This window comes from Streptomyces sp. NPDC050625 (assembly GCF_040654755.1).
In the GTDB taxonomy this organism is placed as follows: domain Bacteria; phylum Actinomycetota; class Actinomycetes; order Streptomycetales; family Streptomycetaceae; genus Streptomyces.
This window is the reverse complement of the sequence record NZ_JBFAIQ010000021.1, coordinates 18315-32444: the sequence shown is the minus strand read 5'-3', so window position 1 is coordinate 32444 and position 14130 is coordinate 18315. Positions and strand designations below refer to the sequence as shown.

Annotated in this window: 9 protein-coding genes and 2 pseudogenes; 8 read left to right on the top strand and 3 right to left on the bottom strand. The window is 67.2% G+C overall.

Features of this window, described 5'->3' with window-relative positions; genetic code table 11:
• Positions 1-35 precede the first annotated feature (35 nt).
• From AB0I54_RS33890 to AB0I54_RS33875, 4 genes and pseudogenes are all read left to right on the top strand, one after another.
• Entirely contained in the window at positions 36-1697 is a 1662-nt protein-coding gene (locus AB0I54_RS33890) for an NAD(P)/FAD-dependent oxidoreductase (protein ID WP_363300073.1), read from the top strand.
• A gap of 376 nt (positions 1698-2073) precedes the next feature.
• On the top strand, positions 2074-3936 hold the full coding sequence (locus AB0I54_RS33885; RefSeq protein ID WP_363300071.1) for an NAD(P)/FAD-dependent oxidoreductase: 1863 nt from the start codon (positions 2074-2076) through the stop codon (positions 3934-3936).
• 131 nt (positions 3937-4067) lie between these two features.
• A pseudogene (locus AB0I54_RS33880) lies at positions 4068-4609 on the top strand (XRE family transcriptional regulator); the annotation flags it as partial.
• Positions 4610-4721: 112 nt separating this feature from the next.
• Positions 4722-5066, top strand: a pseudogene (locus AB0I54_RS33875) (class I SAM-dependent methyltransferase); the annotation flags it as partial.
• Here AB0I54_RS33875 and AB0I54_RS33870 read toward each other — a convergent pair.
• On the bottom strand, positions 5008-5583 hold the full coding sequence (locus AB0I54_RS33870; RefSeq protein WP_363300070.1) for a transposase: 576 nt from the start codon (positions 5581-5583) through the stop codon (positions 5008-5010). The pseudogene AB0I54_RS33875 and the gene AB0I54_RS33870 sit on opposite strands and share 59 nt — an antisense overlap.
• Positions 5584-6498: 915 nt before the next feature.
• On the opposite strand from AB0I54_RS33870, the gene AB0I54_RS33865 reads away from it, so the two are divergent.
• The 4 genes from AB0I54_RS33865 to AB0I54_RS33850 all read left to right on the top strand — a co-directional run bounded on the left by AB0I54_RS33865 (position 6499) and on the right by AB0I54_RS33850 (position 11080).
• Positions 6499-7653 (top strand): extracellular solute-binding protein, encoded by a 1155-nt coding sequence (locus tag AB0I54_RS33865; RefSeq protein WP_363300069.1) that lies wholly within the window; start codon positions 6499-6501, stop codon positions 7651-7653.
• Positions 7654-7786: 133 nt separating this feature from the next.
• Entirely contained in the window at positions 7787-9445 is a 1659-nt protein-coding gene (locus AB0I54_RS33860; RefSeq protein ID WP_363300068.1) for an iron ABC transporter permease, read from the top strand.
• Positions 9438-10502 carry an ABC transporter ATP-binding protein gene (locus AB0I54_RS33855; protein WP_363300067.1) on the top strand — a complete coding sequence of 355 codons (1065 nt, stop codon included), beginning with the start codon at positions 9438-9440 and terminating at the stop codon, positions 10500-10502. The genes AB0I54_RS33860 and AB0I54_RS33855 overlap by 8 nt, the downstream gene beginning before the upstream one ends.
• A 308-nt stretch (positions 10503-10810) precedes the next feature.
• A complete protein-coding gene (locus AB0I54_RS33850) occupies positions 10811-11080 on the top strand; it encodes a hypothetical protein (protein ID WP_363300066.1) in 270 nt (89 codons plus the stop codon).
• Between the two features lie 541 nt (positions 11081-11621).
• Here AB0I54_RS33850 and AB0I54_RS33845 read toward each other — a convergent pair.
• The gene (locus AB0I54_RS33845) at positions 11622-12926 is read right to left on the bottom strand and encodes a CoA transferase (RefSeq protein WP_363300065.1); all 1305 of its coding nucleotides are present in this window, start codon (positions 12924-12926) and stop codon (positions 11622-11624) included.
• A gap of 8 nt (positions 12927-12934) precedes the next feature.
• Complete coding sequence (locus AB0I54_RS33840; RefSeq protein ID WP_363300064.1) at positions 12935-14095, bottom strand: acyl-CoA dehydrogenase family protein; 1161 nt, start codon at positions 14093-14095, stop codon at positions 12935-12937.
• Positions 14096-14130: the final 35 nt, after the last annotated feature.

Below are 14130 nucleotides of genomic sequence, written 5' to 3'. Positions count from 1 at the left end.
TTGTCGTGTTTAAAGCAATGTGCTCTTATGCTCAAGTGGATGTTACTCAGGGCACTGAAAGCGACTACGACGTCCTGATCGTCGGCGCCGGTTCGGCAGGGCTGTACGGGCTGTACCTCCTGCGGGAGAAGGGCCTCCGGGTCCGCGTGCTCGAACAGGGGAGCGGGGTCGGTGGGGCGTGGTACTGGAACCGCTACCCCGGCGCGAGGCTGCACTCGGAAAGCCACTCCTACCAGTTCTTCTTCGATCCGGAACTGCTGGAGGAGTGGGACTGGAACGAGCTGTTCGCCGGACAGCCCGAGCTCGAACGCTACTTCAACCGCGTGGCCGACAAGCACGACCTGAAGAAGGACATCGACCTCGACACCCGCGTGGTCTCGATGACCTTCGATGAGGATGCCGACATCTGGACCGTGCGGACCGACCCGGAGCGCACCTACACCGCGCGTGTGGTCATCTCCGCAACCGGGCCGCTCTCGGCGCCGATCTACCCCGATGTGCCCGGCCTCGACACCTTCGAGGGTGAGTCCTTCCACACGGCTCGCTGGCCGTGGGAGCCGGTCGGCTTCGCGGGCAAGCGTGTGGTCGTCATCGGGACCGGTTCGACCGGTGTGCAGATCATTCCGCAGGTGGCGAAGGAGGCCGCCCACCTCACCGTCCTGATGCGAACCCCGAACTGGGTGGTCCCCCTCAACAACCGCGTCCTCGACGTCCACGACATGGCGTCCATCCGCGCGGGTTACCCGGACCTGCGGAAGTATCTTGCGACCACCTTCGGCGGGTTCCTCCACAACCCGGGCAGCCGTCCGACCACGACCTACGCGCCCGGGGAACTCAAGGAGCTCTACGAGATGGCGTGGCAGGGCGCGGGCTTCACCAAGTACTTCGGCATGCCCTACGACGTCCTGGCCGACGAGACCGTCAACCGGCACTTCGCCGACTTCGTCGCGGGCAAGATCCGGGCCCGGGTGGACGACCCGAAAGTCGCGGAGCAGCTGATACCCGACCACCCGTTCGGTGCCAAGCCGGTCGACTGCGAGTCGGCCGGCTACCAGGGGGACGGGTTCGGCTACTACGAAGTCTTCAACCAGGACAACGTCGACCTCGTCCGCATCAGCGACAACCCGATCCTCGAGATCGTGCCCGAAGGGGTCCGCCTGGCCGACCGGGTGGTCGAGGCCGACCTCATCGTCTACGCCACCGGGTTCGAGGCGTTCGTCGGCTCGCTCAACCGCATCGACATCCGTGGCGTCGGCGGGATGGCGCTGCGCGATCGCTGGGCCGATGGTCCCGAGACCTACCTGGGGATCGCGGTTTCCGGGTTCCCCAACCTGTTCATGATCGGCGGCCCGCACGGCAAGGGCGGCCATGGCAACTCCACGCGTTGCGCCGAGGTGCCGCTCCAGTGGATCGCCGACCTCGCGGAGAAGGTGGTGCGGCAGGAGTACCGCCGGGTCGAGCCGGACCCCGCCGCCGAGCGGGACTGGACCGACAACGTCATCGCCGCCGGCAACGCGAACCTGATGTCGAAGGCGAAGTCCTTCCTCTACGGCGACAACGTTCCGGGCCGGCCGCGTCGCTACGTCGCCTACATCGGCGCACTGCCCGCTTACATCGACCGCCTTCGGCAGGTCGAGGCCGACGGATACGCCGGCTTCGTGCTGACCGAGTCCGGCCCCGAATCCCGTCCCAAGTGAGCACCTGGCCGAACTCGCCGACCGACGGCGGCGCTCCTGCACGGCGCACCGGGGGAAGCGTTGAGGAGAATCTCGAGGTCTGGACCAAGGCCCACTTCGAGATGAGCGAGTACATGCTCGCGCTGATCCAGGAGCGCCGGTCCGCCACCCGCGGTGACGACGTCACATCGGTGATCCTCGACGCCGGGCTGGACGGCCGGCGCCTGACCGGCGCCGAGATCCTCGGGATCTTCTTCCCGATGATGACCGCAGGGCTCGACACCGTGCAGAGCGTGCGGACCTCCTCGCTGGTCCACCTCGCCGGTCGTCGGGACCAGTGGGACCAGCTGGCCGGGCCCGACGACATCGTCCACGCCGCGACCGAAGAGCTGCTGCGGTGGGTCTCGCCCGCGCCGCCGACCCGCTTTTCGAGCCCGGCCTGCGGGAGTCCACCGAGCCGACAGGAGGCACCAGCACCATGCAGGTCGAGGACAGCCAACGGCTCAGGGACCGCTACCGCGCCGAGCGCGACAAGCGGGTCCAGGCGGGGGGCCGCCGAGACGTCGCGGACCTCAGCGGGCCGTTCGAGCGCTACCTCAAGGACCCTCACACCCCCTTCCGACCCCGTGAGGGCCTCCGGACCGAGGTCGACATCCTCGTGGTCGGCGCCGGCATGTCCGGCCTGGTCACGGGAGCGCGCCTCCGGCAGGCCGGTCTCGATGACGTGATGCTGGTCGACGCCGCCGGCGACGTGGGCGGGGTCTGGTACTGGAACCGGTACCCCGGTGCTCGCTGCGACGTCGAGTCGCTGATCTACCTGCCCTTCCTCGAGGAGGTCGGAACGCTGCCCACGGAGCGCTACGCCACCGCGAGCGAGATCCGGGGTCACCTCACCGCTCTCGCCGACCACTTCGGCCTGCGGCAGCGGGCCCTGTTCCATACCCGTGTGCTCGGTATGACCTGGCACGAGCCCGATGCCGCCTGGCAGGTCGGGACCGACCGCGGCGACCAGATCCGCGCGCGCCACGTCGTCATCGCGAACGGGCCGCTGAGCATGCCGAAGCTCCCGGACGTGCCCGGGATCAAGGACATGACCTGCCACTCCTTCCACACCAGCAGGTGGGACTACGCCTACACCGGCGGCGGACCCGACGCACCCATGACCGGGCTCGCGGACAAGGTGGTCGGCGTCGTCGGAACCGGAGCCACCGCGATCCAGTGCGTGCCACCCCTGGCCGAGTCCGCGGCGCATCTGTACGTCTTCCAGCGGACCCCGTCGACCGTCGCGCGCCGCGACAACGGGCCGGTGGACGTGGCCGCCGTCGAGTCATGGAAGCCGGGCTGGCAGTGGGAGCGGGTGCAGAACTTCAGCGCCGTGCTCAACGGCCTGCCCGTCAGGCAGGACCTGGTCGGCGACGGGTGGACCGAGCTGTACCGCGACGTGTTGTTCCGGCCCGAGTTCTCGACCCTCCCACCGGATCAGGCGCGCGAGGCACGCGCCCACGCGGACCTGCGCCGGATGGAGGGGATCCGCGCCCGGGTCTCGGCCACGGTGCGGGACCAGTCGGTGGCCGAGCTGCTCAAGCCCTACTACGAATACTTCTGCAAGCGACCCGGGTTCCACGACGAATACCTCGGGATCTTCAACCGGCCCGACGTCACCCTGGTCGACGCCGCACGCGGCGGGCTGCAGGAGATCAGCGGGAACCGGCTCCGCGTCGACGGTAGCGACTACGAGGTGGACTGCCTCGTCTTCGCCACCGGGTTCGAGTGGAACACCCCCTACGTGCACAAGATCGGGTTCGACCCGGTGGGACGCGAGGGCGTGAGTCTCGGGGAGAAGTGGCGCAACGGCCCGAGAACTCTCCACGGTGTCATGACCAACGGGTTCCCCAACCTGTTCATCATCCCCGTACCCAACTCCCAGTCAGTGGTGACCGAGAACTTCGCCCACTCCATCCAGGAGAACGCCGGACACATCGCACACATCATCGCCACGACCGAGGGCCAAGGCATGGCCGCGGTCGAGGTCACCGCCGAGGCCGAGGACGAGTGGTGCCGCACCATCCTCCAGCGGCGACGCGACGACGCGACCTTCCTGGAGTCCTGCACTCCAGGAAGGTCCAACAGTGAGGGGCACCCCGAACTCAGGTCGCCGCTCAGCTCCAACTTCGGCGGCGATGTTTTCGAGTTCTTCAGACTCCTGGCCGACTGGCGGAATGAGGGCTCACTACCGGGCCTGCACCTCTCGCCGCGATAACCGACCCCGCCAGCCGCCTACGACGCACGCGGTAAGTCGTACCTTGCCGGCACCGTGACTTCACTGCCGGTCCTTGCGTTCCCCGACCGGACAACACCACGAAGGCCGGAGAGCAGGGGAGGGCACCCACGATGGCCGACATCGGCAACAGCCTCGACGATGCCGACGCCGAACACTTCACTCGCCCTGTCCCAGGTCCGCGCAGGCTCAGATGCGTTTCCTGGTACGGCAGTTGAAGGGCACCAGGCCCGTGGCCGAACTACTGGGCGTTTCCCAGCGCACGGTGGAGCGCTACGTCAAAGGACAGCTGAAGACCCCTCGCCGCGACCTGGCGGCCCGTTTGTACCGCGAGGTGCGCCGCCGCTGGCAGCCTCGGGTGCGTGCGCGGGCCAGGCAGCGGGCGGCGACCACGGACGGCATCTTCACCTCCACCCGCGCCCGCTTCGGCTTCACCGCGGCGGCCGGTACCACGGACGACCCTCGCGTGCGCCACATCAACCAGGCCCTGCCTCCGGAATACGCGGCCCGCCTCTTCGCCGCCCAGCAGGCGGGCGCAACCGAACAGCAGTTGCAGGCCATCCTGGCTGAGGGCTTGGGCGAGATGTACTTCCGCGACGCGGGCCGCCGGGCCCAGGGCCTGCTGGTGGAGTTCACGGACATCGAGCAACTGGAGCCGCACTACTGTGTCCTGCGCCAGCCATGTGGACGTCGTCGAGGGGCTGTGCGGGGGTGTTATTGGGGTTCGTCGGTGAGTAGGTGGTATGCGGTGGTGAGGAGTCGTGCACAGCGTCGAACTGGGCGACGCCCGCCACCTGACTGCCGAGAACGCCTCCTACGACGTCGTCCTGGTCCTGGGGCCGCTCTACCACCTCTTGGAGCGCGCTGACCGTGACCGGGCATTGGTGGAGGCTTACCGTGTGCTGAAGCCGGGTGGTGTGGTGGTGGCGGCGGGCATCAATCGGTATGCCTCGTTGTTTGAGCACGCGGCGTTTGCGCATCTGCACAAGGAGTCGATTCGAAATAGTATCGGCGCGATCCCGGCCACCCAGATCCATGGCGGGAAGAAGGCCTTCACGGCTGCCTATTTCCACAGCGGCGAGCAGCTGCTCGACGAAGTGGCGGCAGCCGGGCCGCATGGCCGGCGGGCAGTGGCAGCTCGTTGAGGAACACCGCGCCCCTGGTGCCGAACAGGTCGCTCATCGGGACGGCGATGCCCAGCTTGCCCATCACGCCGTGGGCCTGATTGCGGCAGCTGGTCCGCAGACGCACCAGCTTGTGCCGCCCGCGTACCATCTCGCGCAATTCCCGGGTTTCGGGCGGGGCCAGCCAGGCTTCCGGCAGCCGTCCCAGCCGCAGCAGGTCGGCCAGGTCGGCGGCGTCCTTCTCGTCGTTCTTCACCCGCCGGTAGGCGAACCCCTTCACCCCCAGCGGGTGGGCGAGGTGGACTTCGGCCCCGGCCTCGGCGAGCGCGTCGGCGGCCCAGTACCAGCCGAGCGTGGCCTCCAGTACGACCTTCGGCTGCGGCCCGGCTTTGGCGATCTCCCGCTTGAGCCGGGCCGGATCGTTGGTGAAGCGGACCATCTTGCCCAGCCGCTGGCCGTCGGCCGACATCCGTACCAGGACCGAGCGGCGACGGTGAAGGTCCATTCCCACCCACTGCACACCGTCATATGTGAGTTTGGCGGGCTCCCCTCGGATGGGTCTCGGCGCTGCCGTCGGCGGGGAGCGGCAGCGCGGCAGAGCCGCGCACCAGGTCTGCTGGCGCGGTCATCGTTGCCGCGAATGTTGCGCAGGTCGTGGACCTGCTGGAGCGGGCCACTGCGTTGCCGATGATGCAAATGCTCCATCAAGTTAGCTTCCCAGGCGGACATTTGGTCAATGAGCGTGGTCGGCCCGGTGCGGCTCGTCCCGTTCGGAGGCGGGCCTGCCAGGCGCTCGCCACCCGGCCGGTCGGCGCTCGACGAACACGGCTTCGCCGGCCGGAGATCTGACGCGTGCTCACGATCGGACCTGCCGCGCGACCCCACTGCTGTGAGCCCTCCTCATCCTTCCCCCTCCACGAAGGTGCCCGCTGACAGGCGATCAAGGTGCAGACCACCATCCGCGGTCGGCCCGGACACCCCACCCGGTCGTCACGTCGCCCTGCTGACCAGCAAAAATCAACGATGTGGAGCCTCGCTTCGCCGGTTATCGAACATCGGGCATCAATGCGAGGACGGCCCATCACATAGGAGAACTTCAGAGTTAGCGGTATTAAGAGAAAGTTCCGAAATACCGTTGACTTAGGCACTCATCGCGTGGTGGTGTGATGTGCGGCACGCCGCTGCCAACTCTTGAGCCTGTTGCGCAAAGTCGCCGACGGAGTGAGGACGCTCTCATGCGTCGCACTCTCGAGGAGTGCGCCGCGGCCAGGACGGGCGAGGCGCGCCGACGCCGAGTGACCTGCGGTTTCTTGACGCCGCGATCGAGAACAGGATGGCAACGATGGACAAGGCAACACCGGGGCTCCCCGCCAGACGCGGTTCTCACCGCCACACCGGTTGGGCCCGCGCAGCGATCCGCATGAGTACTGCAGTGGGTGCGAGCCTGGCTCTTGCCGCCGCGCTCACGGCATGCGGCGGCGCCGAGGGACCCGGATCCCCCAACGGGTCGTCGGCGAAGCTGACCTTCCCCGACTACTACCCCGCCGACTACGCGGATCTGGTGGACGAGTCCCGGAAGGAGTCGGGGAAGCTCTCGCTCTACACGAACCTTGCAGAGCCGAACCTCGCGCCGCTCATCAAGGGCTTCCAGGAGAAGTACCCGTGGATCTCGGTCAGTTCGGCCGGGGATATGAGCGCCGAAGAGGTCATCCAGCGGTACAACGCGGAGGCTTCCCGGAAGGCCACTGACGCGGACCTCATCATCACAGCCGTTGCGGGCGAGGTCTGGGAGGATGTGATCGGGGGAACGGGTATCCTCGACTACCAATCTGTCGAGGACAAGTACTACGACGAGTCGTCCAACCCTCACGAGGGGCTCTACGCCTTCGCGTCCGACCCACTCGTCATGTTCTACAACCCGCAGGTTCTCCCCGAAAAGCTGCATCCGACCGGCCTCAAGGACCTGGCCAAGATCGTGGAGGAGAACCCGAGCGAGTTCCCCGACCAGTCGATCATCACCTACGACGTGAGCGGTTTCGGATACGCGGGCCACAAGGCACTCGCGGAGAAGTTCCCCTGGGCGTGGGACTTCTACGAGTCGATCGCGCCGCACACTCTCGCCGGCCCGATCGGCGGCGGCGACCAGCTCGAGCGCGTGACCCGAGGTGAGAGTCTCGTCTCCGTCATGTCATCGGGCCGTACGGCGTACACCGGTGCGGTCAACGCCGAGGGCCTGATCGAGGTGGTCCTCCCGGACGACGCCACGATCTTCTACAACCGTGGTGAGGCGATCAGCAAGTACACCGAGGACCCCGCGTCCGCGAAGCTCTTCCTCGACTACACGCTGTCCGAGGAGGGCCAAGCCCTTATCGGCGAGGGCGAAAGCACCCCGGTGCGTGACATCCCGGTGAGCGAATCGGTGCCGCGGACGGTGAAGTCGATCACCGCCGAGGTCGGTGAGGAGAACGTCGTCTTCACGGGGCTCGAGAAGACCCCGGGTCAGAAGGAGTTCGTGAAGCGATTCAACAAGGTCTTCGGTCTGGCCGGGACAACCTCACAGGACGACAACGCCTGACCGGAACCGATAGGACCTCACGAACATGAGACCCAAACTGGAGGAGCGGCATCTCCTGGGCTCGGCGACGAGCCCAGACCGGTCCGCCCCGAGCCCGGAGCCACTCAAGCGGCACCGGTTCAGCCGTGACAACGTGATCCACTACGCCATCGCGCTGACCGTCGTGGCCCTGGTCCTGGCCGGGCTGTTGCCGGTCATCGCCCAGTCCCTCGCCGACCAGCCGCTCTACATGGCGGAGGCGGCCTTCACGTGGGACAACTACGTCCGGCTTTTCACCGAGGCGGCGTTCGGCGACGTCATCCGCAACAGCCTCGTCCTGGCAGTTCTCACGACGGTCATGGCAGTCCCCATGGGCGTTCTCCTCGCCGTACTCGTGCAACGCGTCGGGATTCCCGGCGGGCGGCTCTTCGAGACCATCATCCTGATACCGCTCTTCATCTCGCCGCTCGTCGTCGCGTTCGGTTTCGTGATCGCATACGGCCCGGCGGGATACGTCACCTCGCAGCTGACACGTGCCGGTATCTCGATCGGGTCGGTCTACTCGATTCCAGGGATGGCTGTCGCATCGACGATCACGCTGATCCCGATCGTGTACCAGTACACCTCCAACTCGATCCGACGAATCGATCCGCGCCTCGAAGACGCGGCGCGCAGCGCGGGGATGGGTCCGCTGCGCCTCCTGAGGTCGATCACGCTGCCCTTGCTGCGCCCGTCGATCGCCTACAGTGCGGTGCTGGCGTTCACGCTCTCCCTCGAAGAGCTCAGCATCCCGTTGATCTACGGCCCTCCGGCCCGCAAGCAGTTCTTTACCAGCTTCATCTTCGAGAAGGGGTTCCGGTCGACAACCGTCGACTACGGCATCGTCGGCGCGGCCTGCGTCTTCCTGTTTGCGATCCTGACGGTGCTCGTCGTCCTCCAGATGCTCTCGCTGCGCAAGCTTCAGCGCTTCACCACCGTGCGCGGCAAGGGTGCGGCCGAGCGGCGACTCGAGGTCGGGTCGCTGCGCTGGCTCGGCTTCGCGATCGTGCTCGTCTACGCCCTGCTCGGCCCTGTGGTGCCTGCGCTCGCCGTCGCTGCCCGTGCGTTCACCAAGGTGCTCTCGCCGCTCATCTCCCCGCTCGACGTGCTGACACTGCAGAACTTCACCGGGATCTTCGAGGTTGCCGGCTACCGATCGGCCATCGTCAACAGCGTGACGGTCGCGCTGATCGCTGCCGCCGTCACGACCTTGCTCATGGCGCTGACGGTGTTCGTGGCTCGTCGCTCGACCTTCCGATTCGCCCGGCAGCTGGAGCTCGTGGCGTTCGCTCCGCTCTCCTTTCCGGGCATCATCGTCGGCTTCGGCCTCTTCTATGTGTTCCTGCTCGTTCCTGCCCTGGGCTCCTTGCGCGGCACGGTGCTGGCGCTCGTCATCGCCTTCTCGATCCGGGCGTTCCCGGTTGCCTTCGGCGCACTGTCGCCGGGAGTGCTCCAGATCGGCCAGGAGCTCGATCAGGCGGCCCGCGCCGTCGGCGCCGACTGGTGGCGCACGGTGCGAAGCGTCCTGTTCCGTCTGGTGCTCCCCATCATGGTCGCCACCTACTTTCTCCTGTTCGCGTCGATGGTGCGCGCGTACTCCGAGGCGATCTTCCTCTCCGACGGCGACTCGCAGGTGATGGGTCAGGTCGCCCTTGCTATGTGGCAGTCGGGTGCGTCCGGACAGACCGCTGCGCTGTCCTTCATCCAGATCGCCATCGCCGTCGCGGCCACGGGCGTCGGTCGGCTCGTTGCGAAAGGTAACAAGCATGCCTGACATCACCGTCAACCACCTGAGCCACGACTACGGAGGCAACCGGGTCGTGAACGACCTCAGCTTCCATGTTCGCGACGGCGAGTTCTTCACGCTGCTCGGCCCGTCGGGATGCGGCAAGTCGACGACACTGCAGAGCATCGCCGGGTTCACGAACCCCTCGGAGGGGACGATCTCCGTCGGCGAGACCGTCCTTGTGAGCGGTGAGCGGAAGTACTACATGCCGCCCGAGCGCCGTGAGATCGGGATGGTCTTCCAGTCGTATGCGCTGTGGCCGCACATGACGGTGGCCCAGAACGTGGCGATGCCCCTCAAGATCAAGAAGGTGGCGAAGCAGGACAGGGCGGCGCTCATCGACAAGGTGCTGGAACAGGTCGGTCTCGGAGAGCACCACAAGCGCTACCCGCACGAGTTGTCAGGCGGGCAGCAGCAGCGTGTCGCCCTTGCCCGGGCACTCGTTTACGAGCCGTCGGTCCTGCTGCTGGACGAACCGCTGTCGAATCTCGACGCGAAGCTGCGGCTCCAGGCACGGGAGTGGCTGAAAGACCTGCAACGGCAGACCGGCATCACCACGATCTACGTCACGCACGACCAGCAGGAGGCGTTGTACGCGAGCGACCGGATCGCCGTGCTGGATCAGGGCCGCGTACTGCAGGTCGGCACTCCGAAGGAGGTCTACGACGACCCCGCGACCCCTGCCTCGGCCGACTTCGTCGGACGGTGCGTCTTCTTCCCCGGCCATATCGTCGAGCGTGGGGTGGTCCAACTCGATGAGTGCGGTGCGCGGCTGACGGCGACGAAAGACAACCTCGAGGTGGGCTCCCGCGTCAGCGTCGGTGTCCGGCCTGAGCGCCTCAGCGTCGTCTCTCCCGGGGAAGCGGTCGCCGACGGGCTCGACCGCCTGCCCGCGACCCTGGTCAGCAGCTCGTACGTCGGCAGCGGCTACGACCACCTCTTCCGCGTTGGCGAGCAGACGGTGAGTGTCATCGAGCGATTCGGGTTGCCGGAGACCGAAGTGCAACTGCGGCTAGAGGAGCCCGGATACGTCTTCGCCGCCTGAGGACATGCCGGCAACCCTGAAATGAGGGGGGTCGGCTGCGGTGGGGGGCCTGGCTCGCCCAATGCCGCCGCCCGCACCGCCGTTACGACGCAAAGCCGGCCACTTCCTGGCCTTCACCAGCGTCGCTTGCCCCCTCATTTGCCACTGGCGACTCTCCGATTGAGATGACCTGTACCTGGAGTCAGGGAGATGACAACATGCTCCGCTCTCGCACGGCGAGTGCTACGGACGTCCTGGTCGCGGATGCGGCCCGGCCCCCTCTGCATTTCCAGCGCTGCCGGTGGTGTCACACGCCGATGTTCCGGCGGTTGCTCTGCACGGTTTGCGCCTCCACCGACCTGGAGCCCGAGCTCAGTGTCGGCGTCGGCGTCGTCGTCCGCGCCGTGGTGGTCAACCGAAACACTCCCCGGCAGCGCATCGTGGGCGTCATCCTCATGACCGAGGGCTTCAGCTTGCGCTGCCGGCTTCTCGGCTCCCCGTCGGCGATCCGCAGCGGCGTCCGCGTCCGGCTGGCCGACGGCTACCCGCCCGACCAGGGCGAGCTGACCTTCCAGCCGTACGGCCGCGACTGGCGATGACAACGCCGAGCTGGGCACACGGGCCCGTCCCCCGAGGGACGGGCCCGTGTGCGTTGGGGGTGGCGTTGATCGCGTCGACGACCCCGACCGGTATGACGCGGGTCATCCTTCGCAACGGACGTCCGGCAGACCAGGGCCGCGATCGAGATGCGGCATCGGGAGCGTCCTCGGACCCCGGTTACCGGAGTGGTTCCGCGGTGGGATCAAGCGTGGGCGGTCGGCGGTCAGGTCTCCTTCCCCCGACCCGTCACCGCGTGCTCGGATTGGGCAGAGAGGCGGGACGAGCCGGGCGCCAGTCCTCCCGTCTCCGCCTCCTGCCAGGTCTGGTGCCGGCGCAGCATCGAGCGCGGGGTGACCATAACTTCTCGGCGATCGCGGCATTTGAGGCGTCGGCAGCGAACCGCTCGGCCGCCACCAAGGAGATCCGATCCGCTCGCGGAACACTTACCTTCAAACGTCGACCCACCACCCTGCGGATGCCTCATACGCAGGGTGGTGGGTCGACGATCGCACTCTGTCGGACTCAGGCGAGACCCAGTCCTCAAATCAGTGGTCGGCCGGTTGACGGCGGATGTCCCGAACTCGGCAGGGGATCGAGATCGCGCCCATCAGCGAGGGCAGGCTGATGCGCGGGTTGTGTGACGACGCCGTCGGCGATGAGACGCGCGATGTCCTCCTCAGTGGCTCCGACGGAGCGAAGGACGTGTGCGCTGTGCTCTCCCAACGCGGGCGGGGCGGATTGGTGGGGCGGGTAGGCGCCGTCGAATGTGGCGGGGGTGTTGATGACGCGCAGGTCGGGGATGGCCGCATGCGGGAGGTCCTGCAGCTGACCGAGCTCTAGGACCTGTTCATCCTGCGCGACCTCCGCTATGTCGCGGACGGGCGCACACGGCACCTGGTGCGCCTCGAGGCGCGCCAGAAGCTCCTTGATCGTGTAGCGCCGCGTCCGCCGGGCGACATCGGCATTTACCCGCTCGCGACGCTGTGCCCGCAGCGGGTTCGTCGCGTACGTCCCGTCCTGGCGGAGGTCGTCGGCATCGAGTGCGTCGCAGAGACGGCCCCATGCGGCGTCGTTTCCCGCCGAGATGAACACGTGACCGTCGCTGGTGGGGAAGGCGCCGTACGGCACCACTCCGGCGACGCCCGACCCGAGGCGGCTCGGTGATGATCCGCCGGCAAGGACTCCGACCAGTGAGGAGGCCAGCCAACTCACCGCCGTCTGCAGCAGTGACGTTTCGATGTGGCAGCCGACGCCGGTACGGTCCCGTTGGCTCAACGCGTCCTGCACGGCGATGACCGACCACATGGCGGTCCCCATGTCGAGAATCGAGACGGGAACCCTCACCGGGGCGCCGCCCTCCTCGCCGGTGATGCTGACGATTCCGGCATAGGCCTGCAGGAGCGGGTCGTACGCCGGCTGGTTCCCGCGGGGACCGCGACCGCCGAACCCGGTCATCTCGCAGTAGATCAGACGCGGGTTCAGTTGCCGCAGCCGCCCGGCGCTGAAGCCGCTGGCCGCGAGCGCGCCAGGGCGGAGGTTCTGTACGAGGACGTCTACCGTCCCGACAAGACGCTCCAGGATCTTCCGCCCCGACGGCGTCTTGAAGTCGAGGGCGAGACTCTTCTTGTTGCGATTGAACGACAGGAACGCGACGCTCTCGTCGTTCCAGGCGGGCGGAGCCCAACTGCGTGTGTCGTCTCCGCCCGTCACGCGCTCGATCTTGATGACTTCGGCGCCGAGGTCGCCCAGGATCTGCGTGGCGAACGGTCCTGCGACGCTCGTGCCGATCTCCAGCACGCGCAGGCCCGTCATCGAGCGGGTGTTCAGGGGCGAGGTCATGATCATGGCGGTGCTCAGTAGGACTTTGGCAGGCCGAGGGTGCCGTGCGCGATCCCGGCGAGGATGACGTTGTTGTTCAGTGGGGCCACCAGCGGTAGCCGTGCCTCGCGGAACCGCCGCTCGATTCCGTACTCCTTCGTGACCCCATAGCCGCCGAACGTATCCATCGCGGCGTTGGCGGCCGCCCACAGTGCCTGGGATGCGAGCAGTTTGCACGAGTTGGCCTCGTACTGGGGCTGCTCACCCGCCATGAAGAGCTCTGCCGCGTTCCAGCGGGCCAGGCTGGCCGCGTGAAGGTTCGCGTACGCCTGCGCGAGCGGGAACTGGACTCCCTGGTTCTGCCCGATCGGGCGGCCGAAGACCTCCCGCTCGCGGGCATAGCGGGTCGCCCGGTCGATGAACCACAGGCCGTGTCCGATGTACTCGGACGCGACGAGCACCCGCTCGGCGTTCATTCCGCTGAGGATGTAGCGGAACCCCTTGCCCTCCTCGCCGATGCGGTTGGCGACAGGGACACGGAGGTCGCGGATGGAGAGCTCGTTCGTCTCGTGGCTCATCATGGTCTCGATCGGACGCGCCTCGATCTGCCCCGAGGCGACGGCCTCCGGAATGTCGACGAGCAGGACCGTCATGCCGTCCGTCTTCTTCACCACGTCGTCGTACTTCTGCGTCCGCACCAACAGCATCAGCACATCGGAGTAGTTGAAGCGAGAGGTGAAGATCTTGCTGCCGTTGACGATGTACTCGTCGCCCTCACGCCGGGCGAACGTCCGGATCCGGGTGGTGTCCGAGCCCGCGTCCGGCTCCGTCACGCCGAAGGACTGGAAGCGGATGCTGCCGTCGGCCACGCCGGGCAGGTAGCGCTTCTTCTGTTCCTCCGAGCCATGCCGCAGCAGTGTACCCATTGTGTACATCTGAGCGTGTGCTACCACGGTGGGGCAGCCCGCGCGCTCCAGCGCCTCCAGGATGATCGCGGCGTCGATGATCGAGCCGCCGGCGCCGCCGTATTCCTCCGGGACCAGGGCGGCGAGCCAGCCCGCGTCGGTGAGCGCCTGGACGAACTCCTTCGGGTACTCGCCGGCAGCCTCGATGTGATGCCAGTAGGCGTCGTCGAATGGGGCGCACAGTTCGGTGACTGCTTGCTGGATCGCCAACTGGTCCTCGGTCAGCTTCATGCGAGGTTCCTTCCGCCATCGTTCGCTTGTCACTG